This window comes from Amycolatopsis albidoflavus, from assembly GCF_039525725.1.
Lineage (GTDB): Bacteria > Actinomycetota > Actinomycetes > Mycobacteriales > Pseudonocardiaceae > Amycolatopsis > Amycolatopsis albidoflava.
Genome location: NZ_BAAAHV010000012.1, coordinates 541,923 through 568,166, shown reverse-complemented (window position 1 = coordinate 568,166; position 26,244 = coordinate 541,923). Strand labels below are relative to the sequence as shown.

The window sequence follows — 26,244 nt, the reverse complement described above, 5'->3', positions numbered from 1 at the left end:
ACCCCGGGCAGCCGCTCGATCAGGTCGACGGGAACATCGCAGCCACGTCGCCAATGGTGATGAGCCGCCCGCGCGAGAGGGCGATTGGAAGATTTCGTCAGACTGGACTTTGCCCGGACCACCCCCGCTCGCGCGGCGAAGACCTTTCGTGTCCTGTGGTTTACGCTGCGTCGGGCCGGTCGCCTCGACCTTGAAGTAACCCATGCCCCGCGCGTACTCAGGTGCCCGCTCTGCCGGCGAGCGAGGCGACGGTACCTTGCTCTGTTCAGGAAGACCTTCTGCCACTTGAGATCCAGCTTCCGTTATTCTCTTTGCCGGTCAGACCAGCTTGTTGTGGAAGCCGGGCGGGGCGCGGGGGACGCGGCGGCTGCGGCCCGCCCGGCTTGTGCGGCGCCGTCCAGCACGGGTGCGAGCTTATGTCCCGCGCTTGACGGTAGTGAGGCCGAGCATGCGGCGCGCCGTTGTCACGTCCATGACCCTGTCGCCGAGGGATTCGATGATCTTGACGGCTCGTTCTACGAGTTGTTCGTTGGTCGCGAGCACTCCACGGGCGAGATAGAGGTTGTCTTCGAGTCCGACTCGCACGTGTCCGCCAAGGAGCACGGCGAGGCCGGCGATGTGCAGCTGCCGTGCACCCACGCCGAACGCGAACCAGACGGAGTCTGCTGGAAGAATGCTTCGCATCGCCAGCAGGCCTTCAGGCGTCGCGGGGGCACCGTAACGGACCCCGAGGCACAGTTGGAAGATCGTTGGCGACGGCAGCAACCCCTTGGCGATCAGGCTCTTGGCGAGTTCGATGTGACCCAGGTCGAATACTTCGACCTCCGGCGCCACGCCGGCTTCTCGCAGTTGCCGGGCCATTTGTTCGAGCCATGACGGAGTCGTCGCGTAGACCGCGTCGCCGAAGTTGACCGATCCGCAGTCGAAGCTTCCGATGTCCGGGCGAAGCTCGAGGATATGCTCGATGCGTTCCGTCGGACTGACGAAGTCCATCTCGGCGGGAAACTCCAAGGGACTGTCCGGCGGTCCGAACAGCATCTCCCCTCCCATGCCGCCAGTCAGGTTGACGATCAGTGAGTCATCGACCTCTCGAATCCGTTCGAGGACTTCACGGTAGAGTTCGCGACGCCGGGACGGCTCGCCGGTGTCCGGTTCGCGGACGTGCGCATGGACTGCCGCGGCCCCGGCTTTGGCGGCGCGCAGCGCGTCCTCGGCGATCTGCTTCGGAGTGACGGGAACGCTGGGGTTCTTCTTGTGCCCGTCGCCGCTGCCGGTCAAAGCGCAGGTGATCATGACTTCTCGACTCATCGTCAACCTTTCCGTCGTGAGTCTTGTCGGGTAGTCCAACCGAGGAGTTCGCGGATAAGCGCGGTTCGGTCGTGAGAGTGTTCCAGCTTCTTCTTTCGTCGATCCCATTGCGCTCGGAATCGCCAGTGGGAGAGTTACGACGAATTCGGCCAGTGTAATGAGGCGCGGAAGGGGCCGAAGCGATCCGCGGCTGTCGTCTTTTCCCGGGCGCGCGGCGAAGCGGTTACTCCGCCATCGAGGTCCGCAACCAGGTTCTGCTCGAGGCCGAAGTCTTCGTCGGCGATCACATGGGTTTCTTCTTCACGAGACCTGTGCAGGAAGGCACGCTGGCGCCGCGCCATTTACGTCGGCCATCGACGGATTGTCCGCACCGCCGTTGTGGCCTGATTGCCGGAGCGCGGCCCGAACATCGCAGATCATCCTATGGGGCACGCGCTGTTCTCACAGGTGCTCCTCTCCGGTCGAGACGGGTATGCGGTAGGCGTCGAGTTGACGGCGGACATGGTCGGGCACAGGAGACGGTCGGCCCTGTTCGTCGACATAGACAGATACCGATGTCGCTTCCATCGCCGGTGCGCCGTCGGCGGCGAGAGTTTCAGTGGTCGTTATGCTGGATCTCCCTACGCGAATGCAGGCCAGGGATCCTCTTACCTCCGTTACGCCTAGCGGTATGGCGGTGATGAATGTGAGGTTGGCCGATGCGAGCACTGTCGAGTCCCTGCGAATGCCAGCCTGGATGAAGAAACTATCGCGAAGGTGCTCGAGGTAGGTCAGGTAGACGGCATTGTTGGCGTGGCGGTTGGCATCGAAGTCGGTCCATCGTGTCGGAATATTGCGGACGAAGGGTTCCGGCATCAGATCACGACTCCGAGGGTAGTGCGCCTTGGCGCCTTCGCCGATTGATCGAGTGCACCGCTGTGGTCTGTCGCGCCGCTGGCCCGCCTCCGTCCAGCGACGCGAATGACGTGGTCGTTGTCGCAGTCGTCGCCAAGCGCCAACGAAGCGGGAGCGCAGACGCGCCGCACGATGTTCGGGGCGTCGACCTGAAATCCGAAGTCGACGACGGCGCGGGTGACGACGTCGAGCAGTCCGGCTTCGGCCACCTGCCGAAGTGCGCGCCGGGCGCCGTGTTCGGTTCGATCGTCCGGCCGTCTCCGTATGTACGTCGGCGCACGGCTGTTCGCGGATCGGCACCTGGCGGGCAGCAGCCCGGACGTGCATGGAGGCATCGAGTGACCTGGTCCTTTTCGTGGGCCGTGATCTGGCCGAGCGCGCCGGTCATCGGGTGTGCTGCCATTGAGGCGCCCGCAGGCCGTGCATTGTGTCGTAGGCAGCCCGTGCGGGCGGCTGCCATCCGCGGAGCAGGTCGTGACTGGGTTGGTAGACCTCGACGCCGATCGGGTGGCAGACATCCAAGGGATCGCGCGCGTCCGGTCCCCACATCGGCACCGACAGGTCGCCGCCTGGGCAGGTGGACAGCGCACAGAGCAGATCGAGTTCCGCGAAGAATTCGAAGAAGTCCCCGGGCCGCGCAGGGCACGCTTTCATGAAGTATCGGTCTTCATCGGTGAGGCCGGTGCATTGAAAGACGTTCAGGACGTCGTGGACATCGAACTCGGTGAGACCGTAGGGCAGCACCGCTCGGACCAGGTTCGAATGGCAGTGGAAGTCGAAATTCTCACCGGTGAGCATTCGGTTGACATAGGGGTCGCACCGCGTGCCGAGCAGGTCGTGCACCCGTCCGCCGTCGCCGTCGACTCCGTAGCCGGAAAGGGTGTCGTGCGTGACGGTTACGAGCGGGCGGAGGAACGGCAAGGTCGACCACAGCCGATCGAAGGTGCTCACATGCGCACGCTGCAGTTGCCGGGTACGCGCTGCCCACATGCGCTCACGCGGGTCATGCGCGTTCCACACGTTCAGGTCGGCGACCTGTGGTCCGTCAATGGTCACCAGGCGGCAGATGTGTCCCTGCGGCACTTTCCAGGCCCGGCCCGACCGGATCGGTATCTCGAACGAGTCGACCAGCTTGTGCTGATTGTGCGTCGCCGCCAACTGTTGGTAAAAGGCGCGATCCACCTCGAGCGCACTTCCGGCGGTCGGTCGGTACGCCGCTTCCACGGTGCCCATTTACTGTCCTCCCTCGGGTGCGTTGGCCCGGCGTCGTCGTACTGGTCGCCGCTGGTTCATTTCGTTTGCCCGGACCACGTCGACCACTCCGCGCTCGGAATCGTCGAGATACTGCCGAGTCAGCGCGGCCGCCCCGGCGCGGTTGCCGCTCCGGATCAGGCCGCAGATTTCTCGATCGCGCGGAACCCATGGCGTCTGCCACTGTGCCTCGTCCTTCATGACGGCGAACGCCAACCGCAGTTGAGCGAGGACACCGCTGAAGAACTGGTCGATGCTTACGCTGCCGAACATGCCCACTATCGCCTGATGAAAACGCAGGCTCGCCGTGCCCACGTGGTTCCAGGCTTCCTGCGACACCGCGCTCTCGGCGGCGTAAACAGTCGCTTCGAGAGCTTCGAAGGCCTCTGCGGGCGCTGCCGAACTGTTCTCGATGGCACCAAGTTCCAATGCTCGCCGGACACGGTAGATCTCATGCACGTCGTCGGCGGTCAGCGTTTTGACCGCCGCGCTCTTGTGCATCGGGTACACAATCAGGCCCTCGTGCTCCAGTCGTCGCAGTGCGCCCCGCAAGGTGTGGCGGGCAACCGCGAACTCCGCGGACAACCGGCTGTCGCGCAACTGAGTGCCGGGCGGCAGGTGTCCCTCGAGTATCCGGTCGCGCAGTGCCCTGGCGATCCGCTCGTCGGCGGGTGCCGAAGCAGCCTGATCGAAGATCTCACTGTCCTCTGTCACGAGCCAAAGTTAGCTTAGATCGTTCCACAATGCAACGGCACTGAGCGGCAGTCAGGGCAAAACATGGGTTCTACCAGGACTTTCGACTGCCATCATCTGCCTTGTTGACTAATATTGTTCCACGATCTAGTGTCTCGTGAGCGCAGCAGGTCGTTGCTGATCAAGGCATGCCGCGCCGGAACGCGGGAGAGTCGCACGGAGCGCGGCCAGCGTGTGAGAAGGCCCGCCGTGCGCGGTGCCCGCCGGCCGGAGCCCCATCGCGCACGAGCGACCTCCGCGAGTCCCGACACGCCCAGGAAGGCAGTTCTGATGAGCGATACGGCAGTCGATGGCCGAACTCGGCGAGGGGCCACGCCTCAGATGCGGCGCACAATCGCGGGTGCGTGCGCCGGCACGATCATCGAATGGTTCGACTACGGCTCGTACGCCTACGTCGCCGGGACGATCGCGGTGGTGTTCTTCGCCGGCGGCGATCCCGCCTTGGCGGTGATCCAGAGTTGGGGCCTTTTCGCCCTCTCATTTCTCATTCGTCCCCTGGGCGGGCTGTTCTGGGGATATGTGGGCGACCGCATCGGCCGTGCGCGCACTCTGAGCATTACGATCATCGGCACTGGCCTGACCACTACTGTCATCGGCCTGCTTCCCGTGTACTCGGTGGTCGGCTTCTGGGCGCCGATCTTGCTGCTCGTGACTAGGCTCTGCCAAGGTTTCTGTGCCTCAGGCGAATACGCGGGCGCGGCGGTTCTCGTGGGCGAACACGCGCCGCCCGGGCGGCGCGCTCGGTACGTCAGCTTCATCGCCATCGGAAACTCCGCGGGTTTCATGCTTGCGTCGATTTCGGTCACCGTCTTGCAGGCCGTGCTGGATACCGCAGCGATGCAGTCGTGGGGCTGGCGCGTTCCGTTCCTGCTCAGCGCACCGCTGACGCTCGTTGGCTGGTACATTCGCCGAAAGATCGACGAAACGCCGGCCTTTGTGGAAGTGCGGAACGGTGCATCCCAAAGCGCGCCTCCTTTGCTCGCGGGCTTCTCGGCGCACTGGAAAACCTTTTTACGACTGTTGTTCGTCATGGGAATCAATGCCGGAGCTTACTATCTCGTGCTGGCCTACATGGCCAGTTACCTTCAGGAAGAAGTTCAACTGAGCGCCTTTCAGTCTAATCTGATTGTCACCATCGCCTTGCTTGTTTACCTGCCCACTCTCTACTTTCTCGCCCGGCTGTCCGATCGCATTGGGCGCAAGCCGGTCCTGATCGCTAATACTCTGCTGTTCTTGGTGTTCAGTTTCCCCTCGTTCCTGGTGCTCGACCATGGCGGGTTCGCCGTCGCGCTGACCGTCCAGATCCTGATGACCAGCATGTTCGCCTTCAGTGACTCCACCTTCGCCACCTTCTTTGTCGAATCATTCCCGGTTAACGTCCGTTTTACCGGTTTTGCGAGCCTCTTCAACTTCGGAGTAGCGATTTTCGCGGGCACCACTCCTCTTCTTTCCAGTTGGCTCATCGGTCGAACGGGCATCGCGGCCTCTCCGGCATTCATCGTCATGGTGTTGGCCGCGGCCTGCCTGATCGCACTGCTGCTCTCGCCCGAAACGGCCCCCGGGAAAAAGGTGCGATGACTTGCCCGCCAATCGTCGGCAGACTAGTCACCGCCAGCATTCGGGCCATGACAGGGCACGCCCGGCGTCTCGCGGGAATTCCTCGCCAAAGGCCAGGCGCAGTCTCTGATTCTGAGTCCGATGGTTCGCTACGGTTCGTCCGGAAAAAGTATTTCCGTACGGCGCGGTGGGGTTGAACCGGATCCGAGCGGCTGGCTGCCGCTCACCTTCGAAAGGGCTTAATCTATGACTGAAGGTCACGTCGGATCGCGACCGTTGAGCACCGGCCGCTCAGGGGAAATGCCATTGCCTCGGCCCCTGTCGCACATTCGCGTTCTCGATTTCGGGCAGTATTTTGCCGGACCTCTCGTCGGTATGATGCTGGCGGACTTGGGTGCGGAGGTCATCCGCATCGATCCCCCTGGCGGTCCCAGGTTGCATTCACCTGCTACCGATATGCTGTCGCGCGGCAAGTCGTCTTTGACTCTCGACCTCAAGTCCTCGGATGGCTTGGCGACGGCCCTTGAGCTGGTGCGGCGTGCTGATATCACGATCGAGAATTTCCGTCCTGGTGTCATGAAACGGCTCGGATTGGGGCCGGACGAACTGCGTGCGGCGAATCCCGCGATCATCAGTCTGTCGCTGCCTGGTTTTGCTTCGACCGATCCCGGTCTGGCGCCTGTCGCGGCATGGGAGGCGGTGATCGCTGCACGGACCGGGCAGTTCAGTGACATGGGCTTGAATCGTCGCCTCATGGGAATCAACCCCAGCTTCACGCCGCTTCCGCTGGCTTCCGCGTATGGTGCGACCTTCGGGGCAATGGCGACGCTGTTCGCGCTCGGCGCCCGGGATCGAAACGGCGGGGATCACATCGAGGTTCCGCTGGCGTCGGCGCTGCTCGAAGGTCTTGTCTACAACTGCGAGCAGATTGAAGACTATCCAAAACGCTACAGTTCCGCGCGCGAGATAGAGCTTGACCGGCGTGAAACGGAAGGGCTCCCTTGCGATCTTCCATTTTCGGAATTAGAGAGATATTTGGATCCATTCTACCGGACATACGAGTGCGCGGACGGACGCGGGTTCTTCGTGGGCGCAGCCGGTGTCTCGGGGCATCCCCAGCGAGCGCTTCGGGCGCTGGGGCTCGAGGAGCTCGCACGGAGCCTTCCCGACTTCGACGCCTATCTCGACCAAAAAGATTGGCCGGCCGAGTGGAGCATGCGAAACTCTCCGGTAGGGGAGCGTGACCGAGAACGTCTTGCCGGGGTGATGAAGGCTGCCTTCCTCGGGCGTCCAGCTCGCGAATGGGAGGAAATCTTCGGGGCGGCGAAGGTGCCCGGAACCCTGCAACGATCTACCAGGGAATGGCTTTCGGATCCCCACGCGCTGGCCTCCGGCCTGGTCTTGAGAGTCTCCGATCCACGCCGCGGCGATATGCGGCAAATGGGAAACGTCGCTTGGCTGGCCGACGATTCCGCGGCGGAAAAAAAGCGCCCTGGGCTCGCCCTCGACGATGCGTCGTCAAGGCTCCCCGCGATACTCGCGGAGGTGCCGCGCACGCTGCGCGGCGGCGCGGAATCCTCGGGATGGCTCGAGGGGCTGCGGGTGGTCGATCTGACGAATGTCGTCGCCGGTCCGACCATCGGATCGACGGTGGCGCGTTTCGGCGCGGACGTCGTGTCAGTACAGCCGGTGGAGCCGTCGCTCGATCCATGGGGTGCGGTGACGCTTGGCGTGCATGCTCATCGCGGCAAGAGGAGCGCTCTGCTGAATCTGAAGACTCTCGCGGGACGCGAGGCGCTCGAAAAGCTGATTGCCGGGGCTGACGTGGTCACGATGAACTGCACAGACTCGCAGCGTGAGGAACTCGGTCTTTCGATCGAACGTCTCCGCGCGCTGAACCCGACGGTCATCCTCGTTCAAGTCGATGCGTTCGGCGGTCCACGGCGTGGCCCCAAATCCGATCATCTCGGGTACGACGACTTGGCCCAAGCGGCGACGGGAGTCATGGTTCGGTTCGGCGGAGGCCTGGCGACCCCGGAGGAGCATGCTCATATGGGCACGATCGACGTGATCGCGGGCCTGAGCGCCTGTGTTGCTTTAGGGGCGGCGTTGGAACGCCGAAGGAGAACCGGGCAGGGCGGCGTCGCGCGTACTTCGCTGGCCGCCGCGGGAAACCTGATCCAGGCGCCGTTCATGTTTGACTATCCGGGCCGCGCTCCATTTTCTGAGCCAGCCGGGCGTGAAACGCGCGGGCAAGGGCCTTTTTATCACTGCTATCAGGCCCAGGACGACTGGATGTTTTTTGCCGCGCCGGAAGAGCGGCGAGTCGCGCTCAGGGCAGTACCTGATTTGGCGGACCTCGCGGAGGAAGCCGAGGAGAACCTGGGTGCCGCGTTGGCGGCGCGCTTCGCGACACGCGACGTCGCCTACTGGGAAAAGTCCTTAGCGGGCACATCTTCGGCGATTATCCGCATCGGCTCGCTGCGCGCCACGCGCGCCGCCGCGCTGGTGGCCGAGAGCGAAGGTGAGATCGACCTCGCCCAGGCCACTTTCCGCGTTGTCCGTCACGACCGCCATCCGATGGGCCGGTGGATTGATCTTGTCGCGCCGAATGCGGTACGGCCCGAACGGGGTCGTGTCTTCATCCCGGGAGACGCGCCGAAATATGGTGCGCAAACCCGTGAGGTATTGCGCGGTATCGGCTACGCAGAGGAGCGCGTCAATGCAATGCTTGCCAAGGGGGAAGCGGGTGATAGCTGGTCTGAGAATTATTTGCCAGAGTGAATTAAGCAACAAGTTCGGACTACGCGTCCGGTCTGCGGACGAGAGTCGTCGAGGCCGTGCGTCGTTGTGGTCAGCGGGATCATGTGCTTGCTCGGGAGCAGGCGCGGGCGGGCGAAAGGGAAGACTATGGTAAAGAAGCTGGAGAAACGAGTTGCTATCGTCACCGGTGCCGCCGGGGCGCTGGGTCGGGCCACTACGGCCGAGTTGCGCGAATCCGGCGTCGACGTCGTGGGCGTGGATGTCGTAGGCGGGGATTGCGAGCAATTCGACATAGCGAGCAAGGAAGGGTGTGCGGCGATGGTCGCCCGCACCCTGGAGATGCACGGACAGCTCGACATTTTGGTCCTGAACGCCGGGGTGCAGCACGCGTCGCCTATTGAATCATTCGATGACGTCCAGTGGCAGCGGGTTCTTGACGTGTGCCTCAACGGCCCATTCTACGCCATCAAGGCCGCGTGGCCGGCGCTCACCGGTACGCCGGGCGGTCGCATTGTCGCCACGGCCTCCACGCTGAGCTTCCGTGCTGAGGCCAACAAAGCGGCATACAACGCTGCCAAGCACGGCTTGCTCGGGCTCATCAAGACCGCCGCCGTCGAGGGTGGTCAACTTGGTTTGACTGCGAATGCCGTGGCTCCGGGGTGGATGATGACCCCGTTGGTGGAGAAGCAACTCGCCGATCAAATGCGGCTGCGAGAGGCCTCTCGGGACGAGGTTCTTGCGGCGTTCCTTGAGGAGCAACCCGTCAAGCGCTTTGTCGAGACGACAGAAGTGGCGGCAACCATATCGTTTCTGGCTTCGCCCGCGGCATCAGCTATCAATGGGGTTTGCGTGCCGGTGGATCTGGGTGCGCTGGCGTGACGGTGCGCCGACCTGCCTCTGCTGCGGCGCGGCGTTGCTGACCTGAAGCAGAAGGCGCGCTTCGACAGGAACGCTCACCGGTCGGCGCACGTGACGGAGGTTGGAACGCCGCGACCGCCTGTGCCGCGTCAGAACTTGGTCGAATGCGTTGACCTGCAGTTTGGTCGGTTCGACCGGAACGGGCATGATCGGCGGTCGTGTGTTTTCGGCTTCTCTGCTTGATCACAGTCCGGCTGTTCGGCTGGCTGGGCGTACTCGCGCGTGGTGACGCAGCAGTGGCCGCTGAACTGCTGGTACTTCGGCACGAGGTCGCGGTGTTGCGCAGGCAGGTCAGCCGGCCGCGGTTGAGGTGGTCCGATCGGGCGCTGTTGGCCGCGCTGGCTCGGCTGCTTCCCCGGCAGGTGAGGATGGCTCGGATCGTCACGCCGGGCACCTTGTTGGCCTGGCATCGCCATCTGGTCGCGTGGAAGTGGCGGCATTCGAATCGATCTGGCCGGCCTCCGATCAGCGCACAAGTACGCGAGATCGTGCTTCAGCTCGGACGGGAGAATCCCCGCTGGGGATACCGGCGGGTTCATGGCGAACTCGTGCGGCTGGGCTATCGCGTCGGTGAAGCCACCGATCCGGCGGATCTTGCGAGCCCACCGGATCGGTCCGGCACCGCGTGAGGCCAACACCCCGTGGCGAACCTTCCTGCGCGCGCAGGCGGCCGGACTATTGGCCTGCGACTTCTTCTATATCGACACGATCTTCCTGCGTCGGCTGTACGTCCTGTTCGTGATGGAGATCCGCACCCGTCGAGTGCATCTTCTCGGTGTCACAGCCCATCCAACCGGTGGCTGGGTCGCGCAGGCCGCCCGCAATCTGGCCGCGGGCCTCGGAGAGCGGATCAGTGCGTTCTGTTTCCTCGTCCGAGATCGGGATGCCAAGTTCACGCCGGCGTTCGGCGAGGTGTTCCGCAGCGGGGGCGTGAACATCGTCAGGACACCGCCGCAGGCGCCGAGGGCGAATTGCTGCGCCGAACGGTTCGTGCGCACCGCCCGCACCGAGTGCACTGACCAACTCCTGATCTACCACGCTCGGCATGCGCAGACCGTCCTGACCGAATACGTCGGCCACTACAACGGACACCGCCCGCATCAGTCACGGGCGCAACGGGCACCCAACGACGAAAACCGGACCGTATTGCAGGACCTGGATGCCCAGATCCGCCGTCGTCGTGTGCTGGGCGGCATGATCAACGAGTACCGAAGAGCCGCGTGAACCTAATCGACATTACCGCTGGTCATCGGCCCGCATCGAGTTTTGAAGCGGTACAAGGCGACCCAGCGAGTGCCGCGACCGCATTGGAAGAGCTGTTGACGGACCGCCTCCGGGTGGAAGGCCCTGACCACCCGGAAACGTTGACCACGCGTCACAATCTCGCGCATTTTCGGGGCCTGGCGGGCGATCCGGCCGGTGCTGTGTCCGCGTTGGAGGAGCTGTTATCGGACCGGCTGCGGGTGCTGGGACCGGACCACCCTGACACGTTGATCACGCGTCACGAACTTGCGCATTTCCGGGGCATAGGAGAGGACCCGGCCGGTGCTGTGTCCGCGTTGGAGGAGCTGTTGTCGGACCAGGTGCGTGTGCTGGGACCGGACCACCCCGGTACTTTGGCTGCCCGCGACAACCTCGTGGCCTGGCGGGATGTGACAGGCGAGTGATGCCTGCCCTGCGATACGGCACCGAGGAGCATTTGACCATGTCGCCGTGCGGGTTGGAAACAGCAGCGCTTCGACAAGCTGTCAGTACGGCTGCGACGGTCTGCTGGGCGCGATCTTGCCGGTTCCGTTGAATGGGCCCGCCGCGAGGACGGAGGACTGCTCGGCTGGGTTACTCACCAGCTTGTCACCCCCGACGACCAATGGTCGCGGCCGACCGAGCCGCGAACTGGGACGCGTCGATTTCGTGGCTGACGACGATGTCCCACGACCGGGGACGAGCCAGATCCTATCATCGGACGCGTCTTCGGCGTTCTAGATCCGGCCGGCGTCCGAGATTCCGGAGGTCGGCGAAGGCCTGGTGTGGCTCGTCCCGGCGCACGTCGACGTCTCGCACGCGAAGCGTGCGAGTGCGGGTGAGGCGAAACTGGGCCGTGTAGGTTGTGCTCTCGCAGTGGCTGCAGCCAGCCAGCTACGGTCGGTTAAGCCAGCTGATTGAGTTAATTGGCCGGATTCGCCACAGCGGCGCAAGTGCACGGATTCGCGTCGCTTCTTTAAGGAACTACGCAGGGAAGAGGTCGAGGATACCACCCGTCACGGACTGCTCGTGGTGCTGATCGGTACATCGATGCTGTCCCGCGCGACAACGATCCCATCCTTCACGATGTAGCACTCGACGACGTGCTCGCCCCGGAAGTCGGTTCGTTCGTGTCTCCCGTTCGGACGGTTGGGCTCGACGATCTGCCCGCGGATCTTGTTCCGGCGCTCGGCCTCGTCACCGCGGTTCAAGACCTTCCACTTCACGTCGTACGGCTGTTCTGCGCTGCATTTAGTGATGGTGAAGTCGAGGTCCTTGTCCGCCCGGAGCAAGGACTTCTTGCGGAGCATCTCCCGCAAGAATGTCGGTCGCCATCCCTTCTGGGTGACCTTGCAGTCGATCGCGAGCGAGTGACTGATATCGACAGGGAACGCGTCCTCGATGAACTCTTCGGTGTCATCGAATGCGCGTGCGGCCTCAACGGCCTTCAACGGGACGGCAGTGCCGAACACGGCGCGCCACTTCTTGCCGGCGGATGCCTTGCCTTCCGCTTCGATCGCCGCGAGGCAGCGGCTGTGCGCCTTCTTCGCCTTTGGCTGGAACCGCTTCTTCACCCTTACTTGCTGGCCGCTCCCTAGCGCGAGGTAGTAGCTCTTATCGGGCTCGTCCGCGAGGAACTCGAAGAAATCCTGGGCCATGAGGCCGAACGACCCGGTTCCCGCCGCGTCGTAAGAATTCGTGGTGGCAAAGAACCGGTGTACGAGCGTATCGATGAGCAGGCCGCCCATGTTCGCGCCATTCGCGTTCTTCCATGCCCGGGTCATCCTGGCGAGATGGCGCATGTTCGTCGACGTGCGGTCGTTGCATTCCCTGGTGGCGCGGATCTCGTCGCGTGGCTTGGTGGTCTTCCAGCGCTGCGCGACCGTGTCGGGGTAGTCGAAGCTGCCGTCGTCGTTCTCGAAGACGGGTTGCACCTCGAACTTGAACTTATTGCTGGTGAACTGCACGCGGACGACGCACTGGTCGACCCGGACGTCGGTGGTCGTGTACCGAGCCTTCAGGACGTCCTTGACCCTCGTCAGGAGCCTCCGCGGTCCCGTGTCGCCGTCGTAGCTTGAGCGGAGGGCTTTCGGGAGGATGTAGAGCATGTCCAGGTCGGAGACTCCGCGGACGGCCGTGTGGCGACCGTAGGAGCCCACCATCAGCTGGTGCTCGGTGGAGCCGTCCTTGGACCGGAAGTTCTTGTTCAGCGCCTTCGTGATCTCGTCCCTGCGCGACGCGATGGTGACGGCGGTGTCGCCGACTTTCAGATTACCGAGCAGGCCGTCGAAGATCTCCGAGGTTTCCATGCTCACTTCTCGCTCTTGTCGAGTCGGAGGGCGCGTGGCAGGAAGAGGTCGATTTCGCGGGAGGTGAACGTCATCTCCTCGCTGCTCTTGAGGCCGTCTCTCGCTCTCTCGAACGCCTTGTACGAGGTTCGGGGAGCTGCGGAGTACGCGGCTCGTGCGGTCTCTTGCAGTTCGTCACGGCGAGTGCGGGCGTCGGCGTGCGAGACGGCGCCCGACATCAAGTCGGAGATCAAGGACAGATAGGACTCGCGGATGTCCCAGAGCCTCGACGCGATGTCGCGGTGCGCCTCGGACTCCTCGCTGAACTTGAAGTTTTTCGCGCCAAGGCTCAGCGCCGCGACGACGACTGCGATGAAGGAGGTCGTTAGTCCGGCCACTTGGGGACTTACGAGGTACCCGACCAACGACGCGAGGAAGGTTCCCGTGCTGATCGCGGTGAAGGCGACCAGGGTCGCCTGCTGCCACCTGTTCTTGCGGAAGCACAGATCCGCCTGCTTCTCGTGGGTCTTGTGGCTGTAGACGACGCGTCCGAACGATTCGCGGACCTGGGCGAGGAGATACTCGCCTCGTTCGATCTCGGCGGGCTCGCCGGTCATCGTGCTCCGTTCGTCCTTGACCACGAGGTGCGCCCGGCAGATTCTTCCCAGGCCACGGGCATCCTTGGGCTGGCGCGCTTGGCTTGCCCCCGGCGACCGCGGGACAGGCGAGCGTGCGTACTGCGCCAGCGTTGGCGACCGGGCAGGGTGGCGGTTGCTGAGTTCATGATCGAATTTTTCTTGCTCCAGGGATGTCGACCGCCGACGGTGTGACGTTTCATGACGATCCATTTCGTAGCAAGCGCGTTATAGAGTCCGGAATGCGCTGCGAACAGCCGCGAGCGCTCGGGTTCCCTGACTCTGCGGTCGTCCGGGTGCTGGCGTTGCGAGCGGTGATGCTGTGCAGCAACTCTGACGCAGCCGGGTTCTGCAGGGAACCCGGGCGTTGGAGCTAGGTTGCGAAGGACCGGCTGGGAGAACGCGACCTGCAGCCAACCGGCCTGCCAGGCCCGCCCGCCCCTTATCCGTGGGTCCGGGGCCGGTAGTCGCCGTGCTGCTGCCGCCGGGCGGGTCTCCGGCGGCGGAGCAGGTGCGCGGGCACGTAGTGGCTGACCGGCCGCGGCCACTGGTCGTCGGCGGAGAGCTGCAGCTGGTGCCGACGGCGGACGGCGATGCCCAGCCCTGCCAACCGCGCCAGGCGGTTCGGTGGGATCTCCAGCCGGTGCGACAGGCGCAGCAGGAACCCGACGAGCGATCCGTCGGGCAGCGGGTCGAGACTGCGCGGCAGCGGCCGGGCCGCCATCGCACTCCAGGCCGGACCCGCCGAAGCGAGCGATCGTGCATCGGTTGGCAGCCGGGGCTGGCGGAGTCGAGGTCGTTTTCGCATCGCTCAGCGCTGCAGCGGGGAGGTTCGTTGACGGCCCGGTCGCGTTTGGATCTGAGCCCTCGGTCGCGCGTCAGGGGTTCCAGGCTTGCGGTCAGTGGGCGGTACTGCGACGGCGGACCTGAAGTCTGGTTCGATCCAGGCAGTGTGGTGTGGCTATTCCGTCTTCTCTGAAGCGCTGGAGTGCATAAAAGGGAGGGAAAGGTCAGATCCTCTCCGAATTAAGCGCTTCGCCTCTGGTCGGGCGAAGGCGATGCATACCGCATCGTGCAACTTCCGCGCCAGGCATCCCGGTCTGGATGGGATGGGGCGAGGTCAGTTTTGCCTGGCACGGTGCTGCGGCCGGGTGTCCCGTGGAAAGCCTGACAGCGCAGCGATTGACGGTTCGCGCGTAAGTCATTCGCCCGATCAACCTCGGAATAGCAAGTCTTCGACGGGAGTGACGCCGTGAGTGCGGATATCTCGCACTTGGATACGCAATTGATAGAGATTTAAGGAAGAACAGTCCGTCTGTGTGGAAACACTGATTGTTGCTCGCTCCAGCCCTTGCCGCTGTGCGATGGTGTCGGTACCGAAAGTGACCGTCGGCTGGCCCGCGCGCCGGTGTTTCTGCGTCCTGGGAGTGTCTCGTGTCTGACCCCTTCACGTTGGCCACAGTTAGCGCCACCGTCCTTCCCCAGTTGGTGAAGTTCGCGTTCGATCAAGCAGGAAGCGTGTTGGAGAAGCGCCGGTCTGCCGCGGCGGATGCCGAAACGAAGACCAGCGATGAGGAAACGCGCACGCTCGACGACCTGGAACAGCGGGTTGCAGTCTTGCAGAAGTACACCGTCGACGGCGCTCGACCCGACGTCGCCGACCGGGAACTGCTCGACGCTCTCGATGCCGTCGCCCGGCACGTCGAGTCGTTGACCGGGAAGCCTCTCGACCTGGCCGCTGGACTCAAGCAGAGCGGGGTCGAGGTCGAGATGGAGCGCGCTGACATCGAAGGCCCCGCCACCGCGGTGAAGGCGACCTCGATCGCTGATACCGCCAGGGTGGCCGTGAAGTTCAACGACGGTGTGGTCCGTGCGACCGGGGAGTTCACCGCTGTCGAGATCAATGGGCCGATCGGATGACCCAGCCGAACGACTACGACCTTCCTGACGGCGACCAGCGGTCGGAGCCGCGGGAGCTTCCGATATCCCCACCGCGCGGGGAGAAGCCGGAACTTCCAGTTCGTGCGGACGATGTTTTTTCGGCCTGGCGCCCACCGGCCGCGAATGCGCCCGCATCTGACGAGCGTCCCCAGCCCGAAAGCGATCAGGGCCGCTCCGGCGTATATTCGAACTTCTCCGGCAATCTCGTCTTGGGCGAAATCAACGGCGTCAAGGTTGTCAATGAGGTGCAGGCGGCGCTTGAGCATCTCAACGCTGACGACGCCTATCTCAGGCTGACCTCGCGGCTGTTCGCTCCTCCTGAAGGGTTCGACGCCACTTATGCCAAATGGCGCGACGGTGCCCGTCTGCTCACGATCGCCCGGCCGCCAGGTACTGGCCGCACTGTCATCGCCCACGCGATGCTGGCCAAGCTCCGAGAAGAGAGCCAACAGCAGGTCAAGGTCGGAGCCCTGCACTTCGGCGGCGGCGAAACGTTCCCGGTCGACCGCTTGCCCGTGAAGCACCGTCACTGGGCATATGTGGTCGAGGTTCCGCCGGACGAGGAGGGCTTCCAGCTTCATTCTCGGCACTTCCGCCTGGCAATGACCGAGCTAGCGCCGGAACTCGAGCGTCGGAAATCCTGGCTGATCTTCCTGATCAGCCCTGAGCAGTGGGCTGCGTGCGTCGACGAGGACGTCAGGCACATGGAAGCCGACATCGGCACCGCGGCGCCGGCGGACATCGTGCGCAGGGCTCTGGAGGTCCAGGAACCGGAGCTGGACGTGGCTCGCTGGCTCGCCGCCACGCCGATCGAGCGGATGCTCGCTGGTCAGCCGCCCGCTGAGGTTCTCGAGATCGTCGAGTTGATCCGGTCCGCGCACCGTGCGAAACCTGATCAGTTGGCCGCGCTCCAGGAGGGAGACAAAGACCCGGACTGTGCGGACCTCTCCGACGGAGGCGACCGCTTGTTCGCTCGCCGGGTGAAGACCGTCGTGGAAGCGAGGCGGAATTGGCGCAAGCCGTTGCTGGAGTGGCACCGCAAGCGAGGTCGGACGAGTGTGCAGCGAAGCTTCCTTCTTGCCTCAGCAGCACTGCCAGGTGCTCCCGGCTCATACGTTTACGCACTGGCCAGCAAGCTGGAGGGAAGCCTCAGCGGCAAGGAACAACCGGACCTCGCCGCGCTCGACGCACCCGGCATCATCGAACTCGTGGACGCGGTCGAAGCCGATCTTTCCGACAATGACACCGTCGTATTCCGGCGCGACGGCTGGGACGACGCCGCACTGCACTACTTCTGGACAGACCGTCCGTTCTCCCGTCCGGCTTTCCTGGACTGGCTGGCAGACGCGCCCACCGGCAAACAGGACAAAACGTTCGACTCTGTTTCCGGCGAACAACTGGAGGAGCTTGCCGCTCGCATCGCCCGGTTCGCGGTGCACTGGGCGGCTCGGCAAGAGCGGCCGGAGCCACTCGCCAAACTCGCCGGCAGTTGGCGCGGTTCGAACCTGTGGCCGGTCTTCGTCAGAACGCTCGACGAAGCCGCGACTCAATCCAGCACCCATCGCTACATCCACGCCATGCTCCTGAAATGGGCCAAGCGGAAAGACCTGGCACTTGGACGTGCCGTCGCGGAAGTGTGCGGGCTGGAGTTCGGTCGACGGCACACCGGCAAGGCGCTCCGCCGTCTCAAACATGTCGCCGCGGTTGCCGACGAAGAGATCGAAAGGGCAGTCGAACGGAGCGTCATCACGTTATGGGACGACGACTCGGTGCGGAAGACGCTCTTCGAGACGGTCATCGCTTGGTGCGAGAACGCTGACACTGCGGCGGTTGCGTACCGGGCTTTCAGCGCGCTCGCTGCTAAAACCGATGAGGACGGCCGGACTCCCACGCTTCTCCGCGGAGGCGGCGACGGCGGCTTCGCCCCCTCGTCCGATGGCCTGATAGCTGGCTGGACGGTCTTGCTCTCGCCGCAGCCAAGCAAAGAAGCCGAAGCCGTAGTGCATGCGACTGTGAACCAGTGGCTTGATGTCGCGATGGGCCGGCCAGACCTGCGAGACGAGATACTCGGGTTGTTGCGCAAGGCAGTAGACCATCCCGAACAACCGGGCGTAGTCTCGCCGCGGGAGCGCCTCCGTCATTACGTGTTCACCTGGCACGAGGCTGGCGACAGCGCCGAGACCGTTGACCGTGAACGCATCTATCTGCACTTGACCAAGCTGTTCGACAGCGACTTCTCACGTCGCCTTCGCGGCGGAGCCGACTCAGCTGACGGGACGGACCACGCGGCATGAACTGGGGTGCGGGGCGCTGGAACAATCTGCAGGACTACACGCACCCTGATTCATACCCGAGTGCGGACGACGGCGTCACGTTCACCATCACCCTGACCGTCCGCGCGCGTGTCCGGGCACGTCGGGGCCAGCTGCCGCCCGATCCTCTGGACCTGGTCGTCCCGGCGGCAGACCGGATCATCCGGCCTGCCGCCGTGGACATCAGCGGGCTCCGCTGTGGTTACCTTCAGCACCGGGTTGCCGGCGAATTGGCTGAGCTGACGTCGAAATCAACCAAAGACGTACGGATAAGCGACGTATATTGCCGGGTCAAGCTCGACGAGGAAACAGCCGTGCGTGCACGCGAGACTCAGCGGATGCGCCACGAACTCGAGCTTGACGAACTCGCGCGGCAACAAGCGCGCGCTCGTGCCCGGTTCGTCCGGGACGAGTGCCTCGCGGACCCCGCCACCGCACGCGTCTACGCCCTGCTCGAAACGTCGCGCCTTGGCGAGCTGGCCGAAGTGCTGAGTCGAGAGGATCTAGTCACCCAGCTCGCACAATGGCATGAGCCAGCCATGCCTGTCCTCATCACTCAGGCACTCATCGCTCTGCTCGGGAAGCTGACGCCCAAACAGAGCCACGGCATCGTGGAAAGGTTCATCGAGGTTCTCCGGGGCTATGGAGCGGAAGAGGTCGCAGACCGGCTGAAAACGGTCAACGACCAGGCCATGGGGGACAACCAACGGGAGGTCGTTTCTGCGGACGTGGCCCGGCAGCCGGCGGAGGGTAGCGATGTTGCAGACATGCCCGATTGGACTCCCAGCCAATGAAGCGTTCTCGTGCTGTGCCCGCCGCGATCCAGCGGGACTGGCCGGGCGGTGGTCGACGAGCTGATTGCCCGGAGACTCCGCTGAACGAGGCCGTTAGGCGCGCGAACTGTCCGAAACCGAAGTTCCCTTGGGGTGTTGCCTGGTCTCAGCGCTGGCGGAAGTCGCATGTCTGCGAGCCCCGTCCCTATGCGACGGGGCTCGCGGACTGTATGCCGACCAGTTCCGCCGATCCGGTCAGACGCGGTTGCCGAGGTTGAGGGCGCGGTGGGTGTGTTGCGCGCGTTCGGCGGCGGCGCTTTTGCCGTAGCGGCGAAGCATCTCGGGGGAGGTCCAGCCCATGATGACCATCAGGTCGGACTCGTTGCCCTGTGCGAGTTGCCAGTTGTGGGACAGGGTGTGGCGCAGCCGGTGGGCGTGCATGTGCGGGATGCCGGCGAGGTTTCCCCGGCGGCGGAGCATGATCTTGATTCCGTTCGGTTTGAGCTGTTTCGCGCCGCGTGCGGTGAGGAAGAGGTACGGGTTGTCGGTTGCGCCCTTGAGGCGGGCGCGTGCGCGCAGGTAGCGGCTGAGGGCTTGGCCGGTGCGTTCGCCGAAGGGGATGAAGCGCATCCGGTCGCCTTTGCCTCGAACGAGGATGCCGTCGCGGGAGAGGTCGAGGTCGTTGGTGGTGAGGTTCGCGACCTCGGTCAGGCGTGCTCCGGTGTCGTCGAACAGGCGGATGAGTGCGGTGTCGCGGCGGTCTCGGAAGGTTTTGCCTTTGCAGGTGTCGAGCAGGCTGGCGAGTTGGTCGTCGTGGAGGACGGGGATGATTTTGTCGGTGGTGGTCGGCTGGGTGAGTTTGGCCATTGGGTGGCGGTCGATTTCCTCGGCATCGACCAGGTAGTTGAAGAACTGCTGGAGTGCTTTGTATTTGTTCAGGGCGGTGCTGGGGGAGCGGGTGTGGATCATCCAGGCGATGAACCATTCGACGTGTTTGCGTTCGACGTCGGTGGGGTCTTCGTCGGCGTCGCTGTCGTCCGTGTCGTCCATGCCGGTCTCGGCGAGGAACTGGGGGAGTTCTTCGCCGCCGAGGAAGTCGGCGAACTGGGTGACGGCGAGTTCGTAGTTGTAGCGGGTGGTGTGCGGCTTGTTGTCGGCGCGGAGGCTGCGGTCCCACTCCTCGACGTAGGAGCGCCACAGGTCGTTGGCAGGGCGGGGCAGGCCCTGTTTAGTCAAAATGGTCGGCAGGAGGAGAGCCTCCAGTCAAGGTGTCACCGAGCGCTGTGCTAGACCGGAAGGACACCTGCGACCACATGAAAAAACGGGTTCCCGTATCCTCTGAGCTGCGGAAACCCGTTCGTCCGGTCGGGCTGACAGGATTTGAACCTGCGACCCCTTGACCCCCAGTCAAGTGCGCTACCAAACTGCGCCACAGCCCGGACTCTTCACTCCCCGAGGAACCCCTCGTGGAGTGCGATGTGACTACTCTAGCGGGTCCCCGAACCGGCCCCGCAACGAGGTCTCCATTACCCCCTGACCTGCGAAAACCATCCAAATCCCCAAAGATCACGATCCAGCCGAGGGAAGGCGAAGACGGCACCGCCATGATCAACCGCGCCGGAAGTCTCAGCAGCGCACGGGCAGCAAAAAAGCCAGCCCTGGTCCGTAGGAAGGGACCAGGACTGGAGAGCAACCTGCTCAGCGACCGCTGAACCGAGCCTTCCCCGGTCCCTCAGCCAGGAACGACTTCACCGCGCCCCGCAGATCCTCGGTGTTGTACAGATCCGCGGCGATAGCCGTCACGTGCGAGTTCGCCTCCGGTACCCCGCCGTGTTCAAAGTGCGACAGGATCCGCTTCGTCGCGGCGTGCGCCTGGGTCGGGCCCTCGGCCAGTTGGCGGGTGAACTCCCGGGCCGCCTCGTCGAAACCCTCGTCCGGCAGTACCCGGTTCACGACATTCCATCGCTCCAAGGTGACTGCGTCGAACGGCTCTCCGGTGAACACGAACTCCTTCGCCCGCGCCACCCCAGCCCGAGCGGCGAGGCGCTGCGTGCCGCCCATCGTCGGCGTAAGGCCCACCACTTTCTCCACCAAGCCGAACTTCGCGCGCGAAGCGGCCAGCAGGAGGTCGCACGCCATGGCGACCTCGAAAGCCCAGGTCAGGCAAAGGCCATGGGCGGCGAAAACCGTCGGGAACGGCAGTGCGGCAAGGCGATCCGGGACGGTCAGCAGCTCGTCGAAGAGCACCTTCGCCTCAGCCGGAGAGGACTGTGCATCGAATAGCGCGACATCGACACCCCCGCTCACGACTCGGCCCTCGGCGCGGATCAGGAGGGCTCGGGCGGGGGTTTCCTCCAGCGAGCTGATCGCGTCGAGCAGCGCGTCCTGCAGCGGCTTGGTGTAGAGGTTGAGCGGCGGCTCGTCGATGGTGAGCACGGCGAGCCCGCCGTCGCGTTCCAGCCTCGTCATGCTTGCTCCTCGTTCGCGGTCAGTTGGTCCCAGTACGCCTGCGCGGCCGGCCGCCATTCCACGTGTTTGCGGTGGAACAACTCAGCCGCCTTGGCACCGCTCCAGCTTGCGGGCAGCAGTTCTGCGGGCAGTTGTGGGTCGAGGAAGGGGAAACGCCGCCATTCGTGCACGAGTTCGGTCTGCGCGCGCAGGACTGCTTGCGCGCCCGACGGCGACACGCCGGTGAAGCGGTCGATGAAGTCCTCGTACCGGTCGGTCAGCTCGGAGAGGTCCCAGGACCGGGCGACCATGCTTTCCTGGTCGCCGATCGCGCCGTACTCCGCGGTGAAGGACATCGCCTGCGCTTCGAGGCCCAGTTCGGCGACGATCTTCTGCGCTTCGGGCTCGCGGCTCGGATCCGGGCTCACCCAGACGCCCGCGACCGGCGAACCGAAGCCGGCCCAGGTGAGGCGGGTGCGCAGGCGGTGGCGCAGGTCGCGCTTCGCTTCCGGCACCGAGACGATCAGCATCAGCCAGCGGTTCTCCCAGGCGTGCGCGTCGCGGCCGAAGGCGTATATGCGCTCGGCGCCCTCGGTGAGCAGGCGACGTCCGGGCGGGGTCAGCGACCAGCGGACGCGGCGGCCGATGCGTTCGGACACCAGCCAGCCCTCGCCGGCGGACCGGGCCAGCGCCTGGCGCGCGGACTTCTCCTCGATGTCGAGCATGCCGAGGGATTCGACCAGCATCGACGTCCACACCGGACGGTCGCGCGGCAGCACGTACTCGCCCAGCACGGTCATCAGCAGCGACCGCGCGCTGGCGTGACTCACCTCGCGCCGCCTGCTGACGGTCGGCCGGGGAGCCCGCTGCTTCCCCCGGCCGAACGGGACCGGGGCGGGTTCCGCCATCGCTTTTCACCGACCTCACTGCTCTCGTTGGACCCGGCAACCCGCCCAGAGTACCCACTCGGAGTGACGGAGCCGACACGCGGCACGCGGCGCGAGGGGCGCCCGTAAACTCGGCTGCGATATGAGCGCCACACTCGTCGCGAAGGACCTGGCCGCGGGCCACGGTGACCGCGTTCTCTTCTCCGGTCTCGATCTCGTCGTCGCCCCGGGGGAGGTGATCGGCCTGGTCGGCGTCAACGGCGCCGGCAAGTCCACCTTGCTGCGCACGCTGGCCGGGCTGGCCCGCCCGGAATCCGGCGAGGTCCGGCTGAACCCGCCGACCGCCACCGTCGGGCACCTCCCGCAGGAGCCGGAGCGGCGCGAGGGCGAGTCGGTGCGCGCTTTTCTCGCGCGACGCACCGGCGTCGCGACCGCGCAAACCGCGCTCGACGCCGCGACGGACGCGCTTACCGCGGGCATGGACGGCGCCGACGACGCATACGGCACCGCGCTTGACCGCTGGCTCGCGCTCGGTGGAGCCGACCTGGACGACCGCGCCGGCGAGGTCGCCGCGGACCTCGGGCTGGCCGTCGACCTCGACCAGCCGATGGTTTCGCTCTCCGGCGGGCAGGCCGCGCGCGCCGGCCTGGCTTCGCTGCTGCTCAGCCGGTACGACATCTTCCTGCTCGACGAGCCGACGAACGACCTCGACCTCGACGGGCTCGCCCGCCTGGAGCGGTTCGTCACCGGGCTGCGCGCGGGCACTGTGCTGGTGAGCCACGACCGCGAGTTCCTCGCCCGCACGGTCGACCGCGTCGTGGAGCTGGATCTGGCGCAGCGGCAGGTGAAGGCGTACGGCGGCGGGTACGAGTCCTATTTGGAGGAACGGGCGGTCGCGCGGCGGCACGCGCGCGAGGACTACGAGGAATATGCCAATACCCGCGCTTCGCTGGAGGCCCGGGCGGGCATGCAGCGCGCGTGGATGGAGAAGGGCGTCAAGAACGCCCGCCGCAAGGCGACCGACAACGACAAGATCGGCCGCAAGTTCCGCAGCGAGGCCACTGAGAAGCAGGCTTCGAAGGCGCGCCAGACGGACCGCATGATCGAGCGGCTCGAGGTCGTCGAGGAGCCCCGCAAGGAGTGGGAGCTGCGGATGGAGATCGCGGCCGCTCCGCGCGCGGGCGCGGTGGTCGCGACGCTGCGGGGCGCGGTCGTGCGGCGCGGCGAGTTCACGCTCGGGCCGGTGGATCTGCAGATCGACTGGGCGGACAAGGTCGCCATCACCGGCGCGAACGGCGCGGGCAAGTCCACGCTGCTGGCGGCGTTGCTCGGCCGGGTACCGCTGGACGAGGGCAACGCCGCGCTCGGGCCGGGCGTGGTGGTCGGCGAGGTCGACCAGGCCCGCCGGTTGTTCCTCGGCGATCTTCCGCTGGCGGACGCGTTCGCGCAGGAGGTCCCGTCGCTCGCCGACGCGGACGTCCGCACTCTGCTGGCGAAATTCGGGCTCAAGGCCGCGCACGTGCTGCGTCCGGCGGCGACGCTTTCGCCTGGCGAGCGCACCCGGGCGGCGTTGGCGCTGCTGCAGGCGCGCGGGGTCAACCTGCTGGTGCTGGACGAGCCGACCAACCACCTTGACCTGCTCGCGATCGAACAGCTCGAGTCCGCTTTGGACACTTACCCCGGGACGCTGCTGCTGGTGACGCACGACCGGCGGATGCTGGACGCGGTTTCGGTGACCCGGCGGCTGGAAGTCGACGGGGGCAAGGTTTCCGAGCGGTGACCGGCCTCGTGAGTGCCTACGGACGGTGCTAGCCGGCATAGGCACTCACGAGCTGGCTACGGACGGTCGGTGAGATACCCGCCCATAGTCGTGAAGTACTCCGCCGCCGAAAGCTCTCGGTCGTCAGCCGTTCGGACGCGTTCGATCCGCAGCCCCGGCGACTGACCGCGCCGGGCTTCCGGGCCCGCGACGATCACTACGCCCTCGCCTTCGCGGATGAAGATGCGGCCAGGGGTTCCGCCGTAGCGACCGTCCGAAACTGACGCGCGCACGATGCGCAGTTGTTCGCTGCGGTGGTAGGCGAAGGCGTTGGGGTACGGGTCGGATTGGGCGCGCACCAAGCGGTCCAGTTCCTCGGCCGACCACGTCCAGTCGATGAGGCTGTCGCGCGGCGCTCGCTTGTGGAAGAAGCTCGCCTTCGTCCGGTCCTGCGCGATGGGGACCACCGTGCCGGATCCGATCAGGCCCAGTGCTTCTGTGACGAGCGGTTCGATGAGGTCCACGGTGCGGTGGAACAGATCCGTGGCGGTGTCGCGCGGGCCGACCGGGACGGCGCGCTGGGCCACGATGTCGCCCGCGTCGAGTTCGTCGTTCATCATGTGCGCGGTGACGCCCACCTCCGGCTCGCCGTTGATCAGCGCCCAGATGATGGGGGAGAAGCCGGCATAGGCGGGCAGCAGCGAATCGTGCACGTTGAGCGTGCCGTTGCGCGGCAGGGCGAAGATCTCCGGCGGCAGCCACGTGCGCCAGTTGTTCGCGACGATCAGGTCCAGATCCGCGGTCTTCAGTTCGGCGAGCAGTTCGGCGTCGTCCGGGCGGGTGCGCAGCAGGGTGCGGATTCCGTGCTGCTCGGCCAGTTCGGCGACCGAATCGCTCCAGATCCGTTCGTAGGCGTGGTCGCTCGGCGGGTGGGTGACCACCAGCCGCACGTCCTGGCCTGCGTCGAGGAGGGCTTTCAGGGTGCGGTGTCCCCAGGTCTGGTAGCCGAACATGGCCACGCGCATCGGCGGTGCACCTTTCGTGGTCGGGACGAACATCACCCAGACAGTACTAGTTGAGGCTTACCTAAGTTAGGTTAGGGTTTCTTGAGCATTGGTCAGTCGGGAACGGTGATGCGGCAGTGCCGCGCTAGGGGACTTTCATGTCACGAGCAGGGGCCGAGGACAGCCAGGTGCCGGTGTACGACGTGGTCGGAGTCGGGTTCGGGCCGTCCAACCTCGCGCTCGCGATCGCCCTCGCCGAGCACAACGCGGGCTCGGGGGAGACGGTCACGGCGCACTTCCTGGAGCGCCAGCCCCGCTTCGGCTGGCATCGCGGGATGCTGATCGACACCGCGACCATGCAGGTGTCGTTCCTCAAGGACCTGGTGACGATGCGGAATCCGGCGAGCGCGTTCACCTTCCTGAACTACCTGCACGAGAAGGGGCGGCTGGTCGATTTCATCAACCACAAGACCCTGTTCCCGCTGCGCGTCGAGTTCCACGACTACTTCGAATGGGCCGCGGCGAAGGTCGACGACCTGGTGTCTTACGGCAGCGAGGTCGTTTCGGTCGAGCAGGTGCGCGACGGCGACGAGATCGCGTTCTTCGACGTGCGCGCCGAGGTGGACGGCGAAATCACCGAGCTGCGGGCGCGGAATCTTGTGCTGGGAACCGGATTGCGGGCGAAGCTTCCCGACGGTGTCGTTGCCGGGGAACGGATCTGGCACAACAGCGAACTGCTGCACCGCGTCGAATCGTTGCGCGGCACGGACGCGCGCCGGTTCGTGGTGATCGGCGCCGGCCAGAGCGCGGCCGAGGTCGCCGCTTTGCTGCACGACGAATTCCCGCGCGCCGAGGTCTGCGCGGTGTTCGCCCGCTACGGCTACAGCCCCGCCGACGACAGTGCGTTCGCCAACCGGATTTTCGATCCCGAGGCGGTCGATTCCTTCTACGCGGCAAGCGCACCGGTCAAGGAACGCCTGATGGGCTACCACGGCGCGACGAACTACTCGGCGGTCGACCTGGACCTCATCGACGAGCTATATCGGCGGCGGTACCAGGAAAAGGTGCTCGGCGTGGAACGGTTGCGGCTGTTCAACGTTTCGCGTCCGGTCGAGGTTGTCGACCAGGCCACGCATGTGCGCGCGACGGTCGAATCGCTGGCGACCGGCGAACGTTCGGTGCTGGACGCCGACGCCGTCATCTACGCGACCGGCTATCTGCCCGCGGACCCGACGCCGCTGCTCGGCGGTCTGGCCGGCCAATGCTGCCGGGACGACGCGGGCCGGTTGAAGGTCGAACGGGACTACCGGATCACCACCGACCTCACGGTGCGCGGCGGCCTCTATCTGCAGGGCGGCACGGAGCACACGCACGGCATCACGTCGTCGCTGCTGTCGAACACCGCCGTGCGGGTCGGGGAGATCCTGCAGTCCATTGTGGACCGGCGGGCTGCCGAGGCCGATCCGGTGGAGTACGCGGTAAGCGGGATTCGCTGAGCGAGCAGGGAAGGA

Annotated in this window: 24 protein-coding genes and 1 tRNA gene; 11 read left to right on the top strand and 14 right to left on the bottom strand. The window is 65.2% G+C overall.

The genetic code is table 11. The annotated features are described in order from the left end of the window. Positions 1-414: 414 nt before the first annotated feature. From ABD156_RS21140 to ABD156_RS21115, 6 genes are all read right to left on the bottom strand, one after another. Positions 415-1,308 (bottom strand): beta-keto acid cleavage family enzyme, encoded by an 894-nt coding sequence (locus ABD156_RS21140; RefSeq protein ID WP_344276101.1) that lies wholly within the window; start codon positions 1,306-1,308, stop codon positions 415-417. Positions 1,309-1,442: 134 nt separating this feature from the next. Beyond that, on the bottom strand, positions 1,443-1,649 hold the full coding sequence (locus tag ABD156_RS21135) for a hypothetical protein (RefSeq protein ID WP_344276099.1): 207 nt from the start codon (positions 1,647-1,649) through the stop codon (positions 1,443-1,445). Positions 1,650-1,749: 100 nt separating this feature from the next. Next, a complete protein-coding gene (locus ABD156_RS21130) occupies positions 1,750-2,163 on the bottom strand; it encodes an acyl-CoA thioesterase (RefSeq protein WP_344276096.1) in 414 nt (137 codons plus the stop codon). Continuing rightward, a complete protein-coding gene (locus ABD156_RS21125) occupies positions 2,163-2,411 on the bottom strand; it encodes a hypothetical protein (protein WP_344276093.1) in 249 nt (82 codons plus the stop codon). The genes ABD156_RS21130 and ABD156_RS21125 overlap by 1 nt, the downstream gene beginning before the upstream one ends. 175 nt (positions 2,412-2,586) lie before the next feature. Continuing rightward, a complete protein-coding gene (locus ABD156_RS21120) occupies positions 2,587-3,435 on the bottom strand; it encodes an urea carboxylase-associated family protein (RefSeq protein ID WP_344276090.1) in 849 nt (282 codons plus the stop codon). Next, entirely contained in the window at positions 3,436-4,167 is a 732-nt protein-coding gene (locus ABD156_RS21115; protein ID WP_344276087.1) for a GntR family transcriptional regulator, read from the bottom strand. A 360-nt stretch (positions 4,168-4,527) separates the two neighbouring features. Here ABD156_RS21115 and ABD156_RS21110 point away from each other — a divergent pair, with 360 nt between their 5' ends. The 6 genes from ABD156_RS21110 to ABD156_RS21085 all read left to right on the top strand — a co-directional run bounded on the left by ABD156_RS21110 (position 4,528) and on the right by ABD156_RS21085 (position 11,111). After that, a complete protein-coding gene (locus ABD156_RS21110; RefSeq protein WP_344276084.1) occupies positions 4,528-5,784 on the top strand; it encodes an MFS transporter in 1,257 nt (418 codons plus the stop codon). A gap of 255 nt (positions 5,785-6,039) precedes the next feature. Then, a complete protein-coding gene (locus ABD156_RS21105; protein ID WP_344276081.1) occupies positions 6,040-8,547 on the top strand; it encodes a CoA transferase in 2,508 nt (835 codons plus the stop codon). 126 nt (positions 8,548-8,673) lie between these two features. Next, on the top strand, positions 8,674-9,405 hold the full coding sequence (locus ABD156_RS21100) for an SDR family NAD(P)-dependent oxidoreductase (RefSeq protein ID WP_344276078.1): 732 nt from the start codon (positions 8,674-8,676) through the stop codon (positions 9,403-9,405). Positions 9,406-9,623: 218 nt separating this feature from the next. Next, positions 9,624-10,073 (top strand): helix-turn-helix domain-containing protein, encoded by a 450-nt coding sequence (locus tag ABD156_RS21095; protein WP_344276075.1) that lies wholly within the window; start codon positions 9,624-9,626, stop codon positions 10,071-10,073. A 49-nt stretch (positions 10,074-10,122) separates the two neighbouring features. Next, positions 10,123-10,668: an integrase core domain-containing protein gene (locus ABD156_RS21090; RefSeq protein ID WP_344276072.1), complete on the top strand. Its 546-nt coding sequence runs from the start codon at positions 10,123-10,125 to the stop codon at positions 10,666-10,668. Continuing rightward, positions 10,665-11,111: a tetratricopeptide repeat protein gene (locus ABD156_RS21085; protein WP_344276069.1), complete on the top strand. Its 447-nt coding sequence runs from the start codon at positions 10,665-10,667 to the stop codon at positions 11,109-11,111. The genes ABD156_RS21090 and ABD156_RS21085 overlap by 4 nt, the downstream gene beginning before the upstream one ends. A 591-nt stretch (positions 11,112-11,702) precedes the next feature. Here the strand turns inward: ABD156_RS21085 and ABD156_RS21080 are convergent. The 3 genes from ABD156_RS21080 to ABD156_RS21070 all read right to left on the bottom strand — a co-directional run bounded on the left by ABD156_RS21080 (position 11,703) and on the right by ABD156_RS21070 (position 14,333). After that, positions 11,703-12,995, bottom strand: a complete 1,293-nt coding sequence (locus ABD156_RS21080) for a nucleotide-binding domain-containing protein (protein ID WP_344276067.1) — start codon at positions 12,993-12,995, stop codon at positions 11,703-11,705. Between the two features lie 2 nt (positions 12,996-12,997). After that, complete coding sequence (locus ABD156_RS21075; protein WP_344276064.1) at positions 12,998-13,591, bottom strand: SLATT domain-containing protein; 594 nt, start codon at positions 13,589-13,591, stop codon at positions 12,998-13,000. Positions 13,592-14,051: 460 nt separating this feature from the next. Then, complete coding sequence (locus tag ABD156_RS21070; RefSeq protein WP_344276062.1) at positions 14,052-14,333, bottom strand: hypothetical protein; 282 nt, start codon at positions 14,331-14,333, stop codon at positions 14,052-14,054. A gap of 710 nt (positions 14,334-15,043) precedes the next feature. On the opposite strand from ABD156_RS21070, the gene ABD156_RS21065 reads away from it, so the two are divergent. Genes ABD156_RS21065 through ABD156_RS21055 form a run of 3 tightly spaced genes read left to right on the top strand, consistent with a single transcriptional unit; the run spans position 15,044 to position 18,656 of the window. Beyond that, on the top strand, positions 15,044-15,529 hold the full coding sequence (locus ABD156_RS21065; RefSeq protein WP_344276059.1) for a hypothetical protein: 486 nt from the start codon (positions 15,044-15,046) through the stop codon (positions 15,527-15,529). Then, complete coding sequence (locus tag ABD156_RS21060) at positions 15,526-17,844, top strand: hypothetical protein (RefSeq protein WP_344276056.1); 2,319 nt, start codon at positions 15,526-15,528, stop codon at positions 17,842-17,844. Before ABD156_RS21065 ends, ABD156_RS21060 begins: the two co-directional genes overlap by 4 nt. Beyond that, complete coding sequence (locus ABD156_RS21055; RefSeq protein WP_344276053.1) at positions 17,841-18,656, top strand: hypothetical protein; 816 nt, start codon at positions 17,841-17,843, stop codon at positions 18,654-18,656. The genes ABD156_RS21060 and ABD156_RS21055 overlap by 4 nt, the downstream gene beginning before the upstream one ends. Before the next feature lie 234 nt (positions 18,657-18,890). On the opposite strand, the gene ABD156_RS21050 is transcribed toward ABD156_RS21055, so the two are convergent. From ABD156_RS21050 to ABD156_RS21035, 4 genes are all read right to left on the bottom strand, one after another. Then, positions 18,891-19,871, bottom strand: a complete 981-nt coding sequence (locus tag ABD156_RS21050) for a tyrosine-type recombinase/integrase (RefSeq protein ID WP_344276050.1) — start codon at positions 19,869-19,871, stop codon at positions 18,891-18,893. Positions 19,872-20,000: 129 nt separating this feature from the next. Then, positions 20,001-20,074 (bottom strand) — tRNA-Pro (locus ABD156_RS21045). A gap of 259 nt (positions 20,075-20,333) precedes the next feature. Further along, positions 20,334-21,104, bottom strand: coding sequence for an enoyl-CoA hydratase/isomerase family protein (locus tag ABD156_RS21040; protein WP_344276047.1), 771 nt, complete (start codon positions 21,102-21,104; stop codon positions 20,334-20,336). Then, positions 21,101-21,991: a PaaX family transcriptional regulator gene (locus ABD156_RS21035; protein ID WP_344276044.1), complete on the bottom strand. Its 891-nt coding sequence runs from the start codon at positions 21,989-21,991 to the stop codon at positions 21,101-21,103. The genes ABD156_RS21040 and ABD156_RS21035 overlap by 4 nt, the downstream gene beginning before the upstream one ends. Before the next feature lie 121 nt (positions 21,992-22,112). On the opposite strand from ABD156_RS21035, the gene ABD156_RS21030 reads away from it, so the two are divergent. Then, on the top strand, positions 22,113-23,750 hold the full coding sequence (locus ABD156_RS21030) for an ABC-F family ATP-binding cassette domain-containing protein (protein WP_344276041.1): 1,638 nt from the start codon (positions 22,113-22,115) through the stop codon (positions 23,748-23,750). A 56-nt stretch (positions 23,751-23,806) separates the two neighbouring features. On the opposite strand, the gene ABD156_RS21025 is transcribed toward ABD156_RS21030, so the two are convergent. After that, positions 23,807-24,754, bottom strand: a complete 948-nt coding sequence (locus tag ABD156_RS21025; protein WP_344276038.1) for a methionyl-tRNA formyltransferase — start codon at positions 24,752-24,754, stop codon at positions 23,807-23,809. Positions 24,755-24,891: 137 nt separating this feature from the next. Between ABD156_RS21025 and ABD156_RS21020 the strand changes: the two genes are divergently transcribed. Beyond that, positions 24,892-26,229: a lysine N(6)-hydroxylase/L-ornithine N(5)-oxygenase family protein gene (locus ABD156_RS21020; RefSeq protein ID WP_344276035.1), complete on the top strand. Its 1,338-nt coding sequence runs from the start codon at positions 24,892-24,894 to the stop codon at positions 26,227-26,229. Positions 26,230-26,244: the final 15 nt, after the last annotated feature.

Coding starts and splice junctions, on each gene's coding strand:
- ABD156_RS21140 (WP_344276101.1), bottom strand. CDS start 1,308: ATGAGTCGAGAAGTCATGATCACCTGCGCTTTGACCGGCAGCGGCGAC.
- ABD156_RS21135 (WP_344276099.1), bottom strand. CDS start 1,649: ATGGCGCGGCGCCAGCGTGCCTTCCTGCACAGGTCTCGTGAAGAAGAA.
- ABD156_RS21130 (WP_344276096.1), bottom strand. CDS start 2,163: ATGCCGGAACCCTTCGTCCGCAATATTCCGACACGATGGACCGACTTC.
- ABD156_RS21120 (WP_344276090.1), bottom strand. CDS start 3,435: ATGGGCACCGTGGAAGCGGCGTACCGACCGACCGCCGGAAGTGCGCTC.
- ABD156_RS21110 (WP_344276084.1), top strand. CDS start 4,528: ATGCGGCGCACAATCGCGGGTGCGTGCGCCGGCACGATCATCGAATGG.
- ABD156_RS21100 (WP_344276078.1), top strand. CDS start 8,674: ATGGTAAAGAAGCTGGAGAAACGAGTTGCTATCGTCACCGGTGCCGCC.
- ABD156_RS21080 (WP_344276067.1), bottom strand. CDS start 12,995: ATGGAAACCTCGGAGATCTTCGACGGCCTGCTCGGTAATCTGAAAGTC.
- ABD156_RS21075 (WP_344276064.1), bottom strand. CDS start 13,591: ATGACCGGCGAGCCCGCCGAGATCGAACGAGGCGAGTATCTCCTCGCC.
- ABD156_RS21070 (WP_344276062.1), bottom strand. CDS start 14,333: ATGGCGGCCCGGCCGCTGCCGCGCAGTCTCGACCCGCTGCCCGACGGA.
- ABD156_RS21060 (WP_344276056.1), top strand. CDS start 15,526: ATGACCCAGCCGAACGACTACGACCTTCCTGACGGCGACCAGCGGTCG.
- ABD156_RS21055 (WP_344276053.1), top strand. CDS start 17,841: ATGAACTGGGGTGCGGGGCGCTGGAACAATCTGCAGGACTACACGCAC.
- ABD156_RS21040 (WP_344276047.1), bottom strand. CDS start 21,104: ATGACGAGGCTGGAACGCGACGGCGGGCTCGCCGTGCTCACCATCGAC.
- ABD156_RS21035 (WP_344276044.1), bottom strand. CDS start 21,991: ATGGCGGAACCCGCCCCGGTCCCGTTCGGCCGGGGGAAGCAGCGGGCT.
- ABD156_RS21030 (WP_344276041.1), top strand. CDS start 22,113: ATGAGCGCCACACTCGTCGCGAAGGACCTGGCCGCGGGCCACGGTGAC.
- ABD156_RS21025 (WP_344276038.1), bottom strand. CDS start 24,754: ATGCGCGTGGCCATGTTCGGCTACCAGACCTGGGGACACCGCACCCTG.
- ABD156_RS21020 (WP_344276035.1), top strand. CDS start 24,892: ATGTCACGAGCAGGGGCCGAGGACAGCCAGGTGCCGGTGTACGACGTG.